This is a genomic window from Sphingomonas sp., from assembly GCF_045810705.1.
GTDB lineage: Bacteria > Pseudomonadota > Alphaproteobacteria > Sphingomonadales > Sphingomonadaceae > Sphingomicrobium.
Genome location: NZ_JBJMVI010000008.1, coordinates 16,768 through 35,008, shown reverse-complemented (window position 1 = coordinate 35,008; position 18,241 = coordinate 16,768). Strand labels below are relative to the sequence as shown.

17 protein-coding genes are annotated in these 18,241 nt (G+C 66.4%); 11 read left to right on the top strand and 6 right to left on the bottom strand.

Annotation, left to right across the window (positions count from 1 at the left end; genetic code table 11):
• Window positions 1-14 precede the first annotated feature (14 nt).
• The 3 genes from hemH to ACJ8FR_RS03510 are packed head-to-tail and all read right to left on the bottom strand — an operon-like array spanning window position 15 to window position 4,788.
• On the bottom strand, window positions 15-1,019 hold the full coding sequence (gene hemH, locus ACJ8FR_RS03520) for a ferrochelatase (protein WP_407827232.1): 1,005 nt from the start codon (window positions 1,017-1,019) through the stop codon (window positions 15-17).
• Window positions 1,016-3,127, bottom strand: coding sequence for a molybdopterin cofactor-binding domain-containing protein (locus ACJ8FR_RS03515; RefSeq protein ID WP_407827231.1), 2,112 nt, complete (start codon window positions 3,125-3,127; stop codon window positions 1,016-1,018). Before ACJ8FR_RS03515 ends, hemH begins: the two co-directional genes overlap by 4 nt.
• Window positions 3,124-4,788 (bottom strand): class I adenylate-forming enzyme family protein, encoded by a 1,665-nt coding sequence (locus tag ACJ8FR_RS03510; protein WP_407827230.1) that lies wholly within the window; start codon window positions 4,786-4,788, stop codon window positions 3,124-3,126. Before ACJ8FR_RS03510 ends, ACJ8FR_RS03515 begins: the two co-directional genes overlap by 4 nt.
• Before the next feature lie 58 nt (window positions 4,789-4,846).
• Between ACJ8FR_RS03510 and lgt the strand changes: the two genes are divergently transcribed.
• The 5 genes from lgt to ACJ8FR_RS03485 all read left to right on the top strand — a co-directional run bounded on the left by lgt (window position 4,847) and on the right by ACJ8FR_RS03485 (window position 9,384).
• The gene (gene lgt / locus ACJ8FR_RS03505) at window positions 4,847-5,740 is read left to right on the top strand and encodes a prolipoprotein diacylglyceryl transferase (RefSeq protein ID WP_407827229.1); all 894 of its coding nucleotides are present in this window, start codon (window positions 4,847-4,849) and stop codon (window positions 5,738-5,740) included.
• Window positions 5,737-6,714 (top strand): class I SAM-dependent methyltransferase, encoded by a 978-nt coding sequence (locus tag ACJ8FR_RS03500; RefSeq protein ID WP_407827228.1) that lies wholly within the window; start codon window positions 5,737-5,739, stop codon window positions 6,712-6,714. Before lgt ends, ACJ8FR_RS03500 begins: the two co-directional genes overlap by 4 nt.
• Entirely contained in the window at window positions 6,711-7,220 is a 510-nt protein-coding gene (locus ACJ8FR_RS03495; RefSeq protein WP_407827227.1) for an N-acetyltransferase family protein, read from the top strand. The genes ACJ8FR_RS03500 and ACJ8FR_RS03495 overlap by 4 nt, the downstream gene beginning before the upstream one ends.
• Before the next feature lie 68 nt (window positions 7,221-7,288).
• Window positions 7,289-7,981 (top strand): peptidoglycan editing factor PgeF, encoded by a 693-nt coding sequence (pgeF, locus tag ACJ8FR_RS03490; RefSeq protein WP_407827226.1) that lies wholly within the window; start codon window positions 7,289-7,291, stop codon window positions 7,979-7,981.
• A 95-nt stretch (window positions 7,982-8,076) separates the two neighbouring features.
• Window positions 8,077-9,384, top strand: coding sequence for a cystathionine gamma-synthase family protein (locus ACJ8FR_RS03485; protein WP_407827225.1), 1,308 nt, complete (start codon window positions 8,077-8,079; stop codon window positions 9,382-9,384).
• A gap of 10 nt (window positions 9,385-9,394) precedes the next feature.
• Here the strand turns inward: ACJ8FR_RS03485 and ACJ8FR_RS03480 are convergent, their stop codons facing one another.
• Window positions 9,395-9,799, bottom strand: coding sequence for a MerR family transcriptional regulator (locus ACJ8FR_RS03480; protein WP_407827224.1), 405 nt, complete (start codon window positions 9,797-9,799; stop codon window positions 9,395-9,397).
• Between the two features lie 263 nt (window positions 9,800-10,062).
• Here ACJ8FR_RS03480 and ACJ8FR_RS03475 point away from each other — a divergent pair, with 263 nt between their 5' ends.
• Together ACJ8FR_RS03475 and ACJ8FR_RS03470 are read left to right on the top strand one after the other, a co-directional pair.
• Entirely contained in the window at window positions 10,063-11,514 is a 1,452-nt protein-coding gene (locus ACJ8FR_RS03475; RefSeq protein ID WP_407827223.1) for a hypothetical protein, read from the top strand.
• A 57-nt stretch (window positions 11,515-11,571) separates the two neighbouring features.
• Window positions 11,572-12,834 carry an aspartyl/asparaginyl beta-hydroxylase domain-containing protein gene (locus ACJ8FR_RS03470; RefSeq protein ID WP_407827222.1) on the top strand — a complete coding sequence of 421 codons (1,263 nt, stop codon included), beginning with the start codon at window positions 11,572-11,574 and terminating at the stop codon, window positions 12,832-12,834.
• A gap of 22 nt (window positions 12,835-12,856) precedes the next feature.
• Here ACJ8FR_RS03470 and ACJ8FR_RS03465 read toward each other — a convergent pair whose 3' ends face one another.
• Entirely contained in the window at window positions 12,857-13,528 is a 672-nt protein-coding gene (locus tag ACJ8FR_RS03465; RefSeq protein ID WP_407827221.1) for an HAD family hydrolase, read from the bottom strand.
• On the bottom strand, window positions 13,525-14,346 hold the full coding sequence (locus tag ACJ8FR_RS03460; RefSeq protein WP_407827220.1) for a hypothetical protein: 822 nt from the start codon (window positions 14,344-14,346) through the stop codon (window positions 13,525-13,527). The genes ACJ8FR_RS03465 and ACJ8FR_RS03460 overlap by 4 nt, the downstream gene beginning before the upstream one ends.
• On the opposite strand from ACJ8FR_RS03460, the gene ACJ8FR_RS03455 reads away from it, so the two are divergent.
• Genes ACJ8FR_RS03455 through ACJ8FR_RS03440 form a run of 4 tightly spaced genes read left to right on the top strand, consistent with a single transcriptional unit; the run spans window position 14,345 to window position 17,812 of the window.
• Complete coding sequence (locus ACJ8FR_RS03455) at window positions 14,345-15,448, top strand: MlaE family lipid ABC transporter permease subunit (RefSeq protein ID WP_407827219.1); 1,104 nt, start codon at window positions 14,345-14,347, stop codon at window positions 15,446-15,448. The genes ACJ8FR_RS03460 and ACJ8FR_RS03455 overlap by 2 nt on opposite strands.
• Complete coding sequence (locus ACJ8FR_RS03450; protein ID WP_407827218.1) at window positions 15,445-16,257, top strand: ABC transporter ATP-binding protein; 813 nt, start codon at window positions 15,445-15,447, stop codon at window positions 16,255-16,257. Before ACJ8FR_RS03455 ends, ACJ8FR_RS03450 begins: the two co-directional genes overlap by 4 nt.
• Window positions 16,257-17,210: an MlaD family protein gene (locus ACJ8FR_RS03445; protein ID WP_407827217.1), complete on the top strand. Its 954-nt coding sequence runs from the start codon at window positions 16,257-16,259 to the stop codon at window positions 17,208-17,210. The genes ACJ8FR_RS03450 and ACJ8FR_RS03445 overlap by 1 nt, the downstream gene beginning before the upstream one ends.
• Window positions 17,207-17,812 (top strand): ABC-type transport auxiliary lipoprotein family protein, encoded by a 606-nt coding sequence (locus ACJ8FR_RS03440; protein WP_407827216.1) that lies wholly within the window; start codon window positions 17,207-17,209, stop codon window positions 17,810-17,812. Before ACJ8FR_RS03445 ends, ACJ8FR_RS03440 begins: the two co-directional genes overlap by 4 nt.
• Window positions 17,813-18,241 lie beyond the last annotated feature (429 nt).

The following is an 18,241-nucleotide window of genomic DNA, read 5'->3' as shown; positions in this document are numbered from 1 at the left end:
TCCGGAGTCGGCGCTTATGATTCTGCCAGCCAGCCTGCAAGTTCGCGCGTAATCAGCGCTTGCAGCATCGCGATGCTCTCGGGCGCGTCGTTGAGGCTGTCGAGCAGCGCGAAGCGCTCGCCGCCGGCCTTGCCGAACGTCTCGCGGCCGCGGATGCCAAGCTCTTCGAGAGTCTCGATGCAATCGGCGGAGAAGCCCGGCGCCGCGACCGCCACGCTTTTGACGCCGCCTCGCGGATAAGCGGCCAGCGTCGCGTCGGTTGCCGGCTCGAGCCATTTCGCGCGCCCGAACCTTGACTGAAACGCGACGTCCACCTCGCGGCCCAGCGCCTCGGCCAGCAACCGCGCCGTCTTACGGCAGTGGCAGTGATAGGGATCGCCGAGCTCGAGCGTCCGCACCGGCATTCCGTGGAAGCTCAGCAACAGCCGCTCGGGTGTGAAATCAAGCGCGCGCAACTGCCGCTCGATGTGCGCCTTCAGCGCCGCGATGTAGAGCGGGTCGTCATAATAAGGCGGCAGCGTCCGTAGTGCCGGCTGCCACCGCATCCGCGCCAGCGTTCCGAACACCGCATCGTTGGCCGTCGCTGTCGTTGCCGCGCAATATTGCGGGTACAGCGGCGCCGCGAGAATGCGCGTGCATCCCTCGGTCGCCATATTCTCGATGGCCTGGGCGATTCCCGGATGGCCGTAGCGCATCGCAACATGCACGCTGATGCCCGGCAGTCGCCGGCGCAACGCCTCGGCCTGACGGTGCGCGATGGCGCGCAGCGGCGAGCCTTCGTTAGTCCACACTTGATTATACGCCTCGGCCGATTTCTTCGGCCGCGTGCGCAGGACCAAGCCGTGGAGGATCGGCTTCCACAGCGCGGGATGAATCTCGATCACGCGGCGGTCGCTGAGGAACTCGGCGAGGTAGCGGCGCACGGCGCGCTCCTCGGGCGCATCGGGCGTGCCGAGGTTGATCAGCAGTACGCCGACCTTCGGCTTGGGCAATTGCGCATGGTCGGACGGCCGCGTCATCCCGCTGCCATCGGATCGAACGGCAGCGAGCGCATGCGCTTGCCCGATCCGGCGTGGATCGCATTGGCGACCGCCGGCGCGAGCGGGATGCAGCCGAGACCGCTCACTCCGCCCGGCGCTTCGCTGCTGGGGATGATTTCGACCACGACCTCAGGTGCGTCGACAAGGCGCGGCAATGCAATGCCGCCGATCGGCCGCGCGCGCGGCATGCCCGCGACCCATTCGAGTGCCGGAACAGTCGCCTGCCCCAGCGCCCAGATCAGGCCGGCTGCGATCTGCTGCTCGACGAGCCCTCGGCTGACTGCGCGGCCGCAATCGACCGCGGCAAACAGCCGATGCACCTTGACGCGCTGATCGTCGCCGATGCTCGCCATCGCAACCAGTCCGATGTGCGAGCCGAAGGCCGAGGCGCCGGCGATCCCCATCGTGCTCCCCGACCCGCCGCCGTCCCAATTGGCAAGGCGCGCCGCCGCCTGCAGACACCGGGCGAGCCGCCCGTTTCCGCCGAGCATCGCCATGCGGAAGCCGAGCGGCTCCATTCCCGCGGCATGGGCGAGCTCGTCGACGAAGCTTTCGGTGAAGAAGGCGAACTCTCGGCTCGGGGAGCCGCGCATGTATCCCGCCACGTATGGAAGCGCCAAGTGCACCGCGTCGATGCGGACGTCGGGGATCGAGTAAGGCGGGACCGCACCGTCGAACGCCGACTTGCCGAACTCGCTAGGGGCGCCTTTGCCGGACAGCCTCGCCAGTGCACCGCCAAGCCCATCGACGGTCGCGACCTTCATTGCCCAAGCGGCGGTGATCCCGCCCGCGCCCGGTAGCGCGGTCATCCGCGCGAGCGCTCCCGGCGCGACGCGGGCGTGGTTCTGGGTCGATGATTGCGAAAGCATCACTTGCACCGGCCGGCCAGTGGCGCGTGCAAGCTCGAGCGCGATCGGTCCGGCGATCGACTCCATCGCCTGGCCCGCCGGTTCTCCCGGGCTCATCGGATAAAGAGTCGCGGTATTCGCCGCGCCGAACCCGGGTGCGAGCGTTGCCGCCCAGATTTCCGCGCCGTTCGCACCAATCCGCGCGGTGGCGGTCAACGGCTCAAGGCTCAGATGCTGGGATGGCGCTGCATAATAGGTCGCCGCCAGGGGCCGCGACCCGCGAACCGCGGAGACATAATCGCCGCGGCTGAACCATCGTTCCGCGTCCCCGTTCGCCAGCGCCCGCTCGAATGTTGTGCGCGCTGTGCCGGGCGGCACTTTGACGCCGGAAAAGATAGGATCGGCCGCATGAAGCGCGCGCTGTGCCGCCCACCAGCTATCGGCGACGACTGCGATCCAGCCCTCGCGCGCAGCGACGTGGCGAATGCCCGGGACGCTGGACATGGCCTCGCGCGAATAGCGTTTCAGGCGCCCGCCCGGCGGCGCCATCCGCGCCGAAGCGAACAGCATTCCGGGAAGCCGCACGTCGCCGGCGAAGCGCCAGCTGCCGTCGGCCTTGGCGGGGCCGTCGAGCCGCTGGAGCGGCTGGCCGGTCAGCCGCGACTTCTCGGCCGTGCGCAGCGGCGGATGCGCCGTCGGGCGGCGCTCCGCGGCTTCTTTGGCGAGCTCGCCGAAAGTCGCTGTCCTGACGCCGCTGATGACGAACCCGTCCGCCGTGTCACATCTCGCGGCATCGATATTCCACCGATCAGCCGCCGCGCCAATCAGCATTTCCCTGGCCGTCGCCGCCGCCTCCCGCAGCGGCCGCTCAAAGCCCCGAATCGAGGTCGAATTCGCGGTGATCCGCATATTCCCGGGCCACCCCTCCTCCCCGGCCAGCGGGTTGGCATAGCCCTTCGCCAACGGCGCCGGGTCGACGGCAATCGTTTCCCACGCCGCCCCAAGCTCGTCGGCGACGATCTGCGGCAGTGCCGTCCAGATGCCCTGCCCGGTTTCCACCTGCGGCACTGCAACCGTGATCTTTCCGTCGCGTGCAATCTTGATGAACGAGCCGAACGCTTCCTCGCCGCTCCCGACGGATAGCTCGCTCGTCCAGCGGCGCGGCCACAGCGCGACCGCCACGATCAGCCCGACGCCCGCTCCCCCGCCGATCAAAAGGCTGCGGCGGTCGAGCTTCAATGCGCGAATTGGGCTTTGAGCGCCCGGCGGTCGATCTTGCCCGTGCCGAGGCGCGGCAGCGGCTCGTCCGAGAAGATGATCCGCTCGGGGATTTTGAACTTGGCGATACGCCCGTCAAGGAAGGTCCGCAGGTCAGCCTCGCCCAGCGCTTCGCCGTTCTTCACGTGGATGACCGCCATCGGCACTTCGCCCAGCCGCTCGTCGGGCGCGCCAAACACCGCGGCTTCGGCGACCGCCGGGCAGGCGTAGCATTCCGCTTCCACTTCGGCCGCCGAGATGTTCTCGCCGCCGCGGATGATGATTTCCTTCTTGCGGTCGACGATGAACAAATACCCGTCCTCATCGAGATAGCCGATGTCGCCGGTGCGGAAATGTCCGTCGCTGGTGAACGCCGCCTGGGTGGCGGCGGGATTGCGCCAATAGGCCTTGATGTTCGCCGCGCTGCGGATCGCGATTTCGCCGACCTCGCCGGGTGGAAGGTGGCGGTCTGCGGCACCGAGGATCGAAAGCTCGATGATCGGCTTCTGTGCCCTGCCGGTCGACGCTGGCTTGGCGACATAATTGCCCCAATAGTTCGCGCAGCCCGCGGCGTTCGTCTCGGTCAGCCCATAACCGAGCGCCGGCTGGGCGTTCGGGAATTCCGTCCTCAGCCGTTCGACGTGGCTCACCGGGCGCGGCGCGCCGCCCGCCGTGATGTCGGTCAGCGAGCTCAAATCATGGTTATGCCGCTCGGGATGGTTCAGCAGCTCGAGGCTCATCGTCGGCACGCCGACGAAATAGGTGATTTTCTCCTTCTCGATGAGCCGCAGCGCTTCGCTCGCATCCCATTTCGGCATCATCACGAGGCAGCGGCCGATGACCAGGCTGTTGAGCATCACGGGCACCTCGCCGGTGACATGGAACAGGGGAACGGTGAGCAATGTCCGCGCCTGCGCGGTCGGCGCTTTGCCGTCCTGCGTCAGCAGCTCGCGGAGCACGACCAGCCCGCTCGTATAGGCATAGGTCCCGGTGGTCACCGCGCGGTGCGTCGACAGCGCGCCTTTCGACTCGCCAGTCGAGCCGGAGGTGAACAGGATCGTCGCATCGTCCTCGGGACCGACCTCGGGCAAGGCCGTGCCATCGGCATCCGCCAGCAGCTCGGCGATGGCCTGCTCGACCGGCAGTTCGATCGGCAGGCTGACGAGGCTGCGGTCCGGACAGCGCTCGGCAATCCTTTTGGCGCGCGGCCCGTCGGCGATGATCAGCTTTGGGTCAGTGAGCGTGATCGCATGCTCGGCCTCATGCGCTTCCCACCAGCCGTTGAGCAGGGTGGCGACCCCGCCCGCCTTGAGGACCGCCATGTAGCTGACCACCCACGCCGGGCAGTTGCGCATCATGATCCCGACCCGGTCGCCCTTGCCGATGCCGCGCGCGGCAAGGCCGTAGGCAAGCCGTTCGGAGATGCGGTCGAGGTCGGCGAAGGTCAGCCGCTCGTCGCCCGCGACCACGGCTTCGGCGGCGCCGTTGAGGGCGCAGAAGGCGCGAAAGAGCGAAGGCAGTGTGGGCGGCAGCTTGGCGACAATCACGCGTCCCTGCTCGTCCCGCTCGACCTCGAGCGTGCCGCCCGGTCCAGTGACCGCGGCCAGCACTTCGTCAAAACGTCTGTCGAGATCGCTTTGCATGGAGGGTTGAGCTTCCTTTGCCTTTCGCCTTGCCCGCCTTATGAGGCGCTCAACATTGATGGGGAAGCCCTTGCAAGCCGTCGACTATTCCCGGTTCACCGCGTTTCCCGACCTCGGGCTGTCGCCGGTCGCGCTCCACATCGGCCCGTTCGACCTTCGCTGGTACAGCCTCGCCTACCTCGCCGGCATTTTCATCGGCTATTGGTATTTGCTCAAATTGCTCAAGCAGCCGGGCGCGCCGATGGCTCGCCGCCATGCCGACGACCTCGTCTTCTACGCTGCGCTGGGAGTCATTTTCGGCGGCCGGTTCGGCTATGTGCTGTTCTACAATCTCGGGGAATATCTGCGGCACCCGATCGAAATCCTGAAGCTGTGGGACGGCGGCATGTCGTTCCACGGCGGCGTGATCGGCACGTCGCTTGGCATCTTCTACTTCGCGCACAAGCAGAAGCTCAATTGGCTGCGCATTCACGACTATGTCGCCTGCTGCGTGCCGTTCGGCCTGTTCTTCGGCCGGCTCGCCAACTTCATCAACCAGGAGCTGTGGGGCGCGCCGACGACTGTCCCCTGGGCCATCCGCTTCCAGGAATATAACCAGTTCGGCCAGCGCGTGCTCGGGCCGCCGCGCCACCCAAGCCAGCTGTACGAAGCGATCCTCGAAGGCCTCGTGCTTGGCGCGATCCTCGGCTGGATGTTCTGGAAGACCAAGGCGCGCTATGACCCGGGCAAGCTCGTCGGGGCCTTCATCTTCTTCTACGGCTGCTTCCGCTTCGGCATCGAGTTCATCCGCGAGCCTGACAGCCAGCTCGTCGGATTCGCCCAGGCAACCCATCTCCACATGGGCCAGTGGCTGTCGCTGCCGATGATCCTCGGCGGGCTCTATCTGATGCTCACTGCCGCGAAGCGGCGCGTGCGTGTGGAATCGACGGCGGGAACCGCTTCGGTAGCGTGACGCCGCTCGAACGCGCGCTCCGCGACCGCATCAAAGCCGAGGGCCCGATCAGCGTCGAAGCCTTCATGAACGCCTGCAACGAATATTATTACGCGACGCGCGACCCGCTCGGCGCGCAAGGCGACTTCACGACCGCGCCCGAAATCAGCCAGATGTTCGGGGAAATGATCGGCGGCGCGCTCGGCGATCGCTGGAAGCGCGCCGGTGCTCCGGCTGACGCGATCTACGCCGAGCTCGGACCAGGTCGCGGCACGCTCGCCGCCGATGCGCTGAGAATCATGCGCGCGGCGGGCTTTCGCGGCGAAGTGCACCTGGTCGAAACCAGTCCAGTGCTTCGGAAGATGCAACGGAAAACCGTGCCCGACGGGCAGTGGCATGACAGCATCGACGATTTACCCGCCAGGCCGCTCCTGCTTGTCGCCAACGAGTTTCTGGACGCGCTGCCGATCCGCCAGCATGTCGGAGGCGTCGAACGTCGCGTGGTCGTTTCGGGTGGCGGCCTCACCTTCGACCGCGACGGCGAAGTCCTCGAGACCTCGCCTGCGCGCGACGAAGCTATCCGTTCCGTCGCGACCTGCTTGGCCGCCAAAGGCGGCGCGGCGATCGTCATCGATTACGGCCATGAGCGCAGCGCCCCCGGTGACACGCTCCAGGCGGTGCGTGGTCACCGCTTCGTGCCGGTCCTCGCAGACCCTGGCGAGCAAGATTTGACTGCCCACGTCGACTTCCAGGCCGTCGCCGAAGCCGCCACCGACGCGGGCGCCGCGGTCACGCCGGTCGTTGCTCAGGGTGAATGGCTGATCCGCCTTGGCATTGAAGCCCGTGCTCAGGCGCTTGCGCGCGCCAATCCGGAACGCGCTAACGACTTGCAAATCACCTTCGAACGCCTGACCTCGCGCGACCAGATGGGTCAATTGTTCAAGGTCATCGCCATCCATTCTCCCGATTGGCCGGCGCCGGCGGGCTTCGCATGACGGTCGCTTATCGCGACGCGACGCGGGCGGACGCCGCCGCCCTCGACCGCATCTTCAACACGAGCTTCTGCGACACCTTTGCGCATCTCTACTCGCCCGAGGACCTGGGCGCCTTCCTATCGAGCTTCGGGATCGCCGATTGGGAAGCACAGCTCCATGACCCGGCGTTTGCGTGCCGAATCGCGGAGGTCGACGGAGAGGCGGTCGGCTACGTCAAGATCGGCCCCATGAAACTTCCGGTCGAGGAGGACAGCCCTGCGCTTCTCCTCGACCAGCTCTATATCCTCAAGGAACATCACGGCACCGGCATCGCGCACGGCCTGATGGACTGGACGATCGACGAAGCGAGGAGGCGCGGCGCCGACCGGCTCTATCTCACCGTGTTCGTCGACAACCATCGCGCTCGGCGCGTCTACGACCGCTATGGATTCGAGGCGGTCGGACGCTACGACTTCATGGTCGGCAATCACGCCGACGAGGACATCATCATGAGGAAGAGCCTCTGAGCGTCGAAGTCATTCGCGCGATCAGTCTCGGCCAATTCCCGCACGGCTTCCTCGGCCGGCGCGGCGGGATGTCGGTCGGCGAAATGGCCGGCCTCAATGTCGGTTATGGCAGCAGCGATGACCGCGAGGCGATCGCCGGCAACCGCCGGCTCGCGATTGCGGCGCTTCATCCCGAGGCGGAGCTTGCCACCGTCCACCAAATTCACTCGGCTGAGGTTGTCGCCGCGGGCCATGCGTGGCCGCAGGACGAACGCCCACGCGCCGACGGGCTCGTCACCGACACGCCCAATTTGCTGCTCGGGATCCTCACCGCCGACTGCGCACCGGTGCTGTTCGCCGACCATCATGCGGTGGTCGTCGGCGCCGCCCACGCGGGCTGGCGCGGAGCGCTCGCGGGAGTAACCGACGCGACGATCGAGGCGATGGAGCGTCTCGGCGCGCGGCGCGAGAATATCCACGCCGCGATCGGACCGTGCATCGCGCAACCGTCCTACGAAGTCGACGAGGCGTTCCGCGCGCGCTTCCTGACGGCCAACCCCGACAACGCGCGCTTCTTCGCCGACGGTCGTTGGGACAAGGCGCAATTCGACCTTGAATCCTATGTCGTGCACCGGCTGCTCGCCGCCGGCATCGGCGAGGTCGAGGCACTCAACCTCGACACCTATGCCGACCCCGACCGCTTCTTCAGCTTCCGCCGCGCGACGCACCGCGGGGAAGCGGACTACGGCCGGCAGCTGAGCGCGATCGCCATTCCCGGCTGACGCCGACAAGCTGACCTTATCGGCAGCCCGCAAGCTGTTGATTGGCGCAGCCACGGTGTTGGGGCTAATGCGCGGGTCAAACTAGGAGACCTCATTTGCCCACCGAAGACGAAACCAGCGGCACCTCGCAGCACCGGCCGCCGCGCCCGTCCCCGACGCAGATCGGTAACCGCAAATTGAGCGCGCAGACCTTGATGCTCGGCTACGGCTTCGACCCGGAGCTCAGCGAGGGCTCGTTGAAGCCGCCGATCTTCCTCACCTCGACCTTCGTGTTCGAGAGTGCGGCCGCGGGCAAGCGCTTCTTCGAAGGCGTCACCGGCAAGCGCCCTGGCGGCGCCGAAGGGCTCATCTACTCGCGCTTCAACGGCCCCAACCAGGAGATCCTCGAGGATCGGCTTGCGGTTTGGGAAGACGCCGAGGACGCGCTCGCTTTCTCGAGCGGCATGGCGGCGATCGCGACGCTTCTGCTGACGTTCGTCCGCCCCGGCGACTGCGTCGTCCATTCAGGCCCACTCTACGCGGCGACCGAAACCCTGATCGCGAAGATCCTCGGCCAGTTCGGCATCTCCTGGGTCGATTTTCCGGCCGGCGCGACCCGTGAGGAGATCGATGCCGCCCTCGCCAAGGGCAGGGAGAAGGGCCGGGTCAGCCTGATCTATCTGGAAAGCCCGGCCAACCCGACCAACATGCTGGTCGACGTCGAGGCGGTTGCCGCCGCGCGTGACGGCGCGTTCGGCGCCGGCGATCAGCCCCCCATCGCCATCGACAACACCTTCCTCGGCCCGCTGTGGGCCAAGCCGCTGGTGCAGGGCGCCGACCTCTCGGTCTACAGTCTCACCAAATATATCGGCGGGCACAGCGACCTCGTCGCCGGAGGCATCGTCGGCGAGAAGGGCTTGATCAACCAGATGCGCATGATGCGCAACACGATCGGGACCATCTGCGACCCCAACACCGCGTGGATGCTGCTGCGCAGTTTGGAGACGCTGGAGCTGCGCATGGACCGCGCCGGCGAGAACGCCGCCAAGGTCTGCGACTTCCTCAAGAGCCACCCGAAGGTCGAGAAGATCGGCTATCTCGGGTTCCTCGAAGAGGGATCGCGCCAGGCCGACATCTACAAGCGCCACTGCACCGGCGCCGGATCGACCTTCTCGCTTTATTTGAAGGGCGGCGAGAAAGAAGCCTTCGCCTTCCTCGACGCGCTGCAGATCGCCAATCTCGCGGTCAGCCTCGGCGGCACCGAGACCCTCGCCAGCGCCCCCGCCGCGATGACCCATTTGTCGGTGCCCGATGAACGCAAGAAACAGCTCGACATCACGCCCAACCTCGTGCGCATCTCGATCGGCTGCGAGAATGCCGACGATTTGATCGCTGACTTCGCGAATGCGTTGAACGCCGTTTAGCCGCCGACCTTCACACGTCGAATGACGTAAGGATGGGGCACGGGCCCGGCGAGCCGCTGCCGCACTCCCGCGCCAGCCGCTTGAGCGCGTCCCGAGCCTGTTGAAGCTCGACGATTTTCGCGTCCAACGCTTTGACGCGGTCGTTGGCCAGCGCGCGGGCGCGGGTGCGATCGTCGCTCGCGTCGAGGTCGAGCAGCTCGCGTATCTGTTCGAGGGTGAACCCCGCGGCCTGGGCCTGCCGGATGAAACGCAAGCGGCGCACGTCCTCGGTACCGTAGCGCCGAACCGCGCCGTGGCGTGTTGGCGTGCCGAGCAGCCCTCGGCGCTGATAAAAGCGGACCGTCTCGACGCCCACTCCGCCGGCGGCGGCGAGCTTTCCGATGGTCAGCGATTGCACAACTTGACTCTGTACCATGGTACGGAGGCTATATGGCGATTCGCTCGCTTGTGAGCAACGAAAAAGGAGACTGAAAATGAGCTATCCGAAAAACAAGGAAATCGAGCGCACCGGCAATTGCGGCTGCGCGACCGGCGCGGGCTGCCGTTGCAATCCGTGCACCTGCAAGAATTGCAGCTGCTGATAATGGCGGTCATGGCGCCCCCGGCGGTAGTCGGGGGTGCAACCGCGCCGCAGCTCGCATGAAGTCCTTTCCAATCCTGCTTGGCACTGGGTTCGTGTTGGCCGCCGAAGCGGCCGGGGCGCAGCCGATGCCCATGAGCATGCCCGGCATGACTATGCCGATGCCTGCAAAACCTACGGCAAAGAAGTCGGCCGGGGAGAAGGCTCGCACGAAGCCGGCTGCCAAGGCGCCGCGTAAGTCATCGTCCCCCACGCGCCACGGCGGCGCAACCGCGATGCCGATGCCGATGCCGGGGCAAACGGCGCCCGCTGGAAGCACGCCCATGCCGATGGAACACCTACCGGCGGGCCAGCCGCAAATGGGCGGGATGGCGCATGGTGACCACGGCATGGCGATGACGGGCGCGCTCGGGCGGTACCCGATGCAACGCGAGTCCTCGGGGACGGCGTGGCAGCCGGATACGTCGGAGCCCACCGGCCTTATGACGACGAGCGGCGACTGGACGCTGATGGCCCACGGCGTGCTCAACCTGGTCTACGACCATCAGTCGGGCCCGCGCGGCGACGACAAGGCGTTTGCGTCCGGCATGCTGATGGGCATGGCCAATCGTCCTTTCGGCAACGGAACGCTGCAGTTCAAGGCCATGGTCAGTCCCGAGCCGCTAATGGGTCCCAGCGGTTATCCGCTTCTCCTCGCCAGCGGCGAAACCGCCAACGGGCGCGACCGCCTGATCGACCGGCAGCACCCGCACGACTTTTTCATGGAGCTGTCGGGCTCGGTGTCCCAGAATATCGGCGCGAAGAGCAGCCTGTTCCTTTACGCCGCCCTGCCGGGGGAACCGGCGTTCGGGCCGCCCGCCTTCATGCACCGCGAGGCGATCCTGGACTCGCCGGAAGCGCCGATCAGCCATCATTGGCTCGACTCGACCCACATCAGCTTTGGCGTGGTCACGGCGGGGTTGGTCCTGGACCGCGTGAAGCTGGAAATCAGCCGCTTCAACGGGCGCGAGCCCGACCAGTATCGCTGGAACATCGAGACAGGTCCGCCCGACTCCACGTCTATTCGCGTCTCCTGGAACCCCACCTCCACGCTGGCGCTGCAAGCCAGCTGGGGCCACTTGGTGGACCCGGAGCAACTGGAACCGGGCGTCGACCAGAAGCGACTGTCCGCCAGCGCACTCTACGCACGGGAGATTGCACCCGGCTGGAAGTTCGCAGGGACGCTCGCATGGGGTCGCAAGAGCGCGCAGGGCCACAACGACGATGCCTACGTCGCCGAGACATCGCTCAAGCACGCCGGCTGGACGGTGTTCGGGCGGGGCGAGATCACCGAGAATCGCGAGCTTGTCGCCGCGGTTGAGAACGGACCCGCCTACCGCGTCGGCAAGGTGTCGCTCGGCGCCGTCCGCGACTTCCGGATCGCCGACCATCTCTCCATTGGGGCGGGCGGACTGTTCGCGCTCAACTTCGTGCCCGGTTCGCTGGCGCCGCTCTACGGCGGGAGCAATCCGACAGGAACGATGGCATTCATTCGCCTCAGGCTTCAGTAGAGCGTCCCCAATCCTCCGCGGCTTGACGGGCTCCGACTGGTCTGCCTCAATCCCAGCATGTCGGTCGACGGTATCCAGCAGCACCTGGCCGAAGCGCAGCGCGCGAGCCGGGCGGGGCTTCGCGACAAGGCGCGAAGCCATTTCGAGGCGGTGCTGGCGATCGACGAGGAGGAGCCGACAGCCCGCAATTGGCTCGGGGCCGACGCCCTGGCGCGGACGGACGCGGGCTCGGCCGCCGCGCATTTCGAAATCGCGTGTAAGCGCCAGCCCCGCGAACGGTCGCACTGGATCAATCTGGCGACGGCTCATCGCGCCCTCGGCGACGCAGAGCTCGAGCGTGCCGCGCTCGAGCAAGCGCTTGCCATCGATCAAGCCGACCTTCTGGCCCTAACCCGCATGGCAGAGCTTCACGAACGCCTGGGGGAAGAGACACCGGCGGCCGAACGGTGGAATGCCGTGCTCGCGCTCTCGTCGGCCATCAATAACCCGTCGCCCGAATTCACCCAGATTCTGCATCATGCGAAACAATATGTTGGAGAGCGGCAACAGAAGCTCGTCGATGCCATCGAGCAGGCGCTGGTCGACGAATTGACCGCGGCCAGCTCCCGGGACCGGCGACGAATGCAGCGGGCCGCCGATGCCTGGCTTGGACGGCGGCCAATCTACGCCAACGATTGCGAAGGCTTGCAGTACCCGTTCCTGCCGGCCGACGAATTTTTCGAGCCCGAGCACTTTCCATGGCTTGGCGACCTGGAAGCCGCGACCGGGACAATCGTTGCCGAGCTTGAAGCAATCCTCGCCGACCCGGCGGCGGAACTGACGCCCTATATTTCCCTGCCGCCCGGAGTGCCGGCAAGCAAATGGACGGGCCTCAACAAATCGCTCGACTGGGGCGCTTTCCACCTGTGGAAGGAGGGCGAGCGCTTCGATGAGGCCTGCGCGCGCGCGCCGGGCACCGCCGCCTTGGTCGAATCGCTTCCGATCTGCCAAATCAAGGGCCGCGCGCCCAACGTCTTTTTCTCGATCCTGAAGGCCGGCAGCCATATCCCGGCGCACACCGGGGTGACCAACGTGCGCAGCGTGATCCACTTGCCGTTGATCGTCCCGGAAGGATGCGAGTTCCGTGTCGGCGGCGAGACGCGCAGCTGGGTCGAGGGCCGCGCATTCGCCTTCGACGATACGATCGAGCATGAGGCATGGAACCGCAGCGAACGTGACCGCGCCGTCCTGATCATCGACGTGTGGAACCCGTATCTCAGCGACCATGAGCGGGCCATGATTTGTCGCCTCTACGGTGCGGCTGACGCGCAGCGCGGGTAGGCCGCGGCGCTCAAAAGCAGCCTCAGCCCCAATCCTCGACCGCCCAACCCCGCGTCTCGGCCAGCCGCTTGAGCTTTCCGTGCGGGTTTACCGCGACGGGCTCGTCGGCCCATTCGAACGCGGGCCGGTCGGACACATGGTCCGAATAAAAGCGGACGTGGCCGTGCACACCCGTGAGCCCCGACTTCTCGACCCACTCGGCGATCATCCGCATCTTCGCTTCGCCATAGGCATTCTCGCCGGCGATCTTGGCATGCACGCGTTCGTCGAGCCCGATGATCGATCCGGTGCCGATGACGTCGTCGAAGCCCAGCCGCTCGGCGATCGCGTCGGCGTAGAGCCGGTACGACGCCGTCGCCAGCACCAGCCGTCTTCCCTGCGCTTTGTCGCGCGCGATCGCCGCCCGCGCTCCCGGCCGGATATTGGTCGCGACCTGCTTATCGGCGAAGCTGTCGACCAAAGGCTTGAGTTCGCTCGAATGCACCCGGTGCCCGAGCAGCAAATGATGATTGATCTCCTTGAGCCTGGCGCGGTCGATCAGCCGCACCGAATAGGCAAGCACCGACGCGGCCACGATCGGCAGCAACAGCAGCCGCCACGGCGCTCGGCGGAGCGCGCAATGGAGCAGGAACGGCACATAGGTCGGCCGCCGCGTGACCGTCCGGTCCATGTCGTAGACGGCGAGCTCGCTCATCGTTCGAGCCAGGAGGCGATCTTGTGCCGCTGCGCCTGGCGCTCGGTCAGTTGCGCGAGCCGCACGGCGTGGAAGATCAGGCTGATCAGGGTCCACCAGGCGACCAGCACCAGTCCGCTATCGGGACGGCGGAACAGCAAGCCGCAGGCGAGGATCACGAGGTTCACGTTGCGCGCGGCGCTGACCAGCCGGAAGCGGCTGTCGAGCGGCCGCCACGCGTGGATCTCCATGCCGTTGAACCGGTGCAGCGCGAGCGCCTCGATGACCCGAAGGGCGACGGTGCCGCCGACGACGACCCAGAGCACCATCGTCGCATAGACGGGCTCGAGCGGGCGCCCGTAAGCGGCGAGGCCGCGCTCCCACGCCCACCACCAGAAAAGGGGGTGAACGATCTCCACGGCGATGCGCAGGCGATTCGCGGAGGCGGGAGCATGGCTCAGCCGGGCGAGCATCGTCGCGGCAACGCTAACGGCCATGACCGCGACGGCACCAAGCAGCCCGAGCCAATAATCGCCGTGCCAGAAGAGCCAGAAGACGAGCGCCGCCAGCACGGCTTCGAGCAACGTCAGGACGGGCAACGGGACCCCGGCTGCTGCAGCCCACCACGTCAGGTGAAAAGTGGGCCGCCGCCACAGGTAGAGCGTCAGAGCATCGCTGATGCGAGGAAATGCCTCGTCATAGGCCGCGCGCCCGATCGGGCTGGAGCTTGCGCCACTCGTCATCGCCCTCGGCATAGTGACGTGCCGGCGGCCGCGAAAGGCCGCAGCCGCGCACGACTTGCCCGGAGCGGCCATTTCGCGCACTAATCCGTCGCGCATGGCCGAGGTCACAGACCAGCAAGTGGAGGAGCCGCGCGGCTCCGTCTATCGGGTAGCCGGGGCGCTCACGATCACGCGCGCCGCGACTACCCAACGCGAGATCGATGCAATGCCCGACCCGCTCACCATCGACCTCAGCGAGATCGAGCGGATGGACACGGTCGGAGCGTGGCTCGTCTATCGCACGGTTCGCGATCGCGGCGCCAAGGTCATCGGCGCCAGCCGCGATGAGGTCAGCTTGCTCAAGCAGGTCGGCGAGTTCGACGTGCCGACACAGGTCGTCCCCGACGAACCGCACGATTTCACGGCGGTGCTGCGCGAGCTCGGCGAATGGATCGCCGAAACCGGCGCGACGCTCGTCGGGCTGCTCGGCTTCCTCGGCGCGACGCTGATCGGGTTCGGCAATGTGATCCGCCGGCCCAAGCGCTTCCGTGTCAATGCGGTCGTCCAGCGGTTCGACGTCGTCGGCGTGCGCGCGCTCGGGATCATCGGCCTGATGAGCTTCCTCATCGGCATCGTCATTGCCCAGCAGGGGGCGGTCCAGCTCGCCCAGTTCGGCGCCGAGGTCTATACCATCAACCTCATCGGCCGCATCACGGTGCGCGAGCTCGGCGTGCTGATGACGGCGATCATGGTCGCTGGCCGGTCCGGCTCGGCCTTCGCCGCGCAAATCGGCACCATGAAGATCACTGAAGAGATCGACGCGATGCGCACGATCGGCGTGTCACCGATCGAGGCCCTGGTCCTGCCGCGGATGATGGCGGCAGTGCTGATGATGCCGCTCCTCGCGTTCTGGGCGATGCTGACCGCGCTGCTCGGCGGCGGGATCTTCGTCTGGCTCGACCTCACCATCCCGCCGCTGACCTATATCCAGCGGCTTCAGGAGGTCATCCCGATGACCGACCTGTGGATCGCCCTGATCAAGGCTCCGGTGTTCGGCTTCATCATCGCGCTTTCGGGCTGCTTCCAGGGCATGCTGGTCCAGGGCAACAGCGAGGAGGTCGGCTCGCGCACGACCACCGCCGTGGTCCAGTCGATCTTTCTCGTGATCGTGCTCGACGCAGTGTTCGCGGTGTTCTTCAGCTCGATCGGCTGGGTATGATTCCGCCAGGCGAGGTCCCTCCCGGCTGCCAGCCGGTCATCACCGTTCACGGCCTTCGCAACAGCTTTGGCGAGCAGGTGGTGCACGAGGACCTCGACCTGGCCGTCTGCCGCGGCGAGATCCTCGGCGTGGTCGGCGGCTCGGGCACCGGCAAGTCGGTGCTGCTGCGCTCGATCATCGGGCTGCAGACGCCGGACGAGGGCGAGATCGAGGTGCTCGGCGAGAACATGGTCGGGCGAACCGAGGACGAGGCCAAGAACATCCGCCGCCGCTGGGGCATATTGTTCCAGAACGGCGCTTTGTTCTCAACGTTGACCGTCGCCGAGAATGTCGAGGTGCCGATCCGCGAATATTTCCCGTACTTGAAGCCGCCGCTGCTCGACGAAATCGCATCCTACAAAATCGCCATGGGCGGCCTCCCGGCAGACGCGGGCCCCAAATATCCCTCAGAGCTATCGGGCGGCATGATCAAGCGCGCCGGGCTCGCCCGCGCGCTCGCCCTCGACCCCGAGCTCCTGTTCCTCGACGAGCCGACCTCGGGCCTCGACCCGATCGCGGCGGCGGCGTTCGACCAGCTGGTCCGCTCGCTCCAGCAGCGGCTTGGGCTGACGGTTTTCCTCATTACCCACGACCTCGACACGCTTCACGCGGTCTGCGACCGCATCGCCGTGCTCGCCGACAAGAAGGTCATCGGTGTCGGAACGATCCCGGAACTATTGGCTTTAGACCATCCTTGGATACAAGAGTATTTTAACGGACCACGGGGGCGTGCTGCCGCCGAGAGCTATGAGGAAGGGGCGCACGCCTAGTGGAGACCCGCTCGAACTATGTGATGGTTGGCCTTGTAACGGTCCTGCTGCTGGCCGGAACTTTGGCCTTCATCGTCTGGCTCGCCGGTCTCTCGAACAAGGCGACCAAATGCTACGACATCTATTTCGCGCAGGGCGTCGGCGGCCTCAACAAGGGGTCCAACGTCAGCTTCTCCGGCGTGCCCGTCGGGCAGGTCCAGAAAATTTCCTTGCTTCCGAATCGCCCGGAGTTCGTCTGGGTACGAGTCGAGGTTGATGACCAGACCCCAGTGCTCCAAGGGACCAGCGCGCAGATTCACGGCGTCGGATTCACCGGCGTCAGCGAGATCCAGCTGACCGGCGCCGAGCGCGGCCACCCCCCAATCGAGCAGGTCGGGCCGCAGGGGTGCCCGGTCATCCCGGCAACTTCCGGCGGAATCAGTGCCTTGCTCAACAGCGCGCCAGAGCTGATCGACCGCATCCAGCGCCTCACCGAGCGCCTGACCGAGCTCCTCTCCGACAAGAACCAGAACTCGATCTCCGACATCCTCGAGAATATCGACGTGACGACCGCGCAGCTGAAAGCCCACGCGCCCGAGCTCGGCGACACCATCGCCGAGATCAAGATCGCCTCGCACAACGCCGGCCTCGCGGCGAACAATGTCGCGGCGCTGACCGACAACACCAACCGGCTGGTCAACGAGCAGGGCCGGCCGGCGGTCGAGAACCTCAACAAGACGATCGTCTCGGCCCGTCAGGCCGCGGACAATCTCAACGCGATGATTACCGACGCTCGGCCGGGTGTGCAGAATTTCACCAAGTCGACGCTGCCCGAGGCCAACAAGCTGGTCCACGACCTGCGGACATTGTCCAACTCGCTCGAGCAGGTCTCCAACCGCGTCAATCAGCAGGGCATCGGCGGCGCCCTCGGGCCCGAGAAGCTCCCCGACTACAAACCAGGGAAACGCAAATGAAGCTGCTCATCAGGACCGGGAGCGCCATCGCCCTGGCCGCGTCGTTGAGCGCCTGTTCGCTCGGCGGCATGCTCGGCGGCGGGTCGAAGCCGCCGGTGACTCTGGTCACGCTGACGCCCGAAGCCGCTGAGCCCGCAAGCATCGCGCGGACAGCGGCGGCGGGGCAGGCGGTGACGATCATGACGCCGGCGGTTGAGCGCGAGCTCGGCGCAGTGCGCGTCCCCGTCCAGCTGACTCCGACCGATGTGCAATATGTCACCAATCTTCAGCTGGTCGATTCACCGGCGAAGCTGTTCCAGGGCCTGCTAGAGGAGACCGTGCGGCGCACCACCAGCCGCGTCGTTCTCGATCCCAGCCAGACCTCGCTAGATCCGGGTCTCACGGTCAGCGGCGAGCTGCAGCGCTTCGGCTATGACGCCTCAACCGGCCAGGTCGTCGTGACCTTTGACGGCTCGCTGGCTGCGGCGGGCGGCAACCGCGTCGAAACCCGCCGCTTCACCGCGACTGCGCCGTCGGACGGCACCGCCGCCAGCGTCGGCCCCGCCCTCAATCGCGCCGCCAACCAGGTCGCGCTCGATGTGGCGAAGTGGATCGGCGGTTAAGGTCCGTGCTCGACCCATTGCCGATATGACTGAACCCCGAGACGAGCGAATGACGTAATGCATTTCGGGTTACTTCGCGTCGCCATGCGCTCCATTGCACGGCATGCGGGTTGGCCCGCCTGCCTCGCCATTCTTGCCTGCACGGGCGGCTGCTCCAACCAAGTACACGAGATCCCCACTCGGGACGTTCAGCAAGGCGGAACCTATCTTGTGGCGGCCTTGCACAATGAGCAGCCGGGGCAAATGCACGATGAGCGGCCGCGGCAGATGGAAAACGTGCGCCGGGTAGTCTCGTCTAATGTAATCGCGGTGGAACCGCCCGCACCGCCCGGCGTGAACCGCGAGATGATTAGGACCGGCTTCGAGTTCGTTCGCAATGATGACAATGTCTGCATTGGCGCCGACACAATCGACCTGGACTTTCCGGTG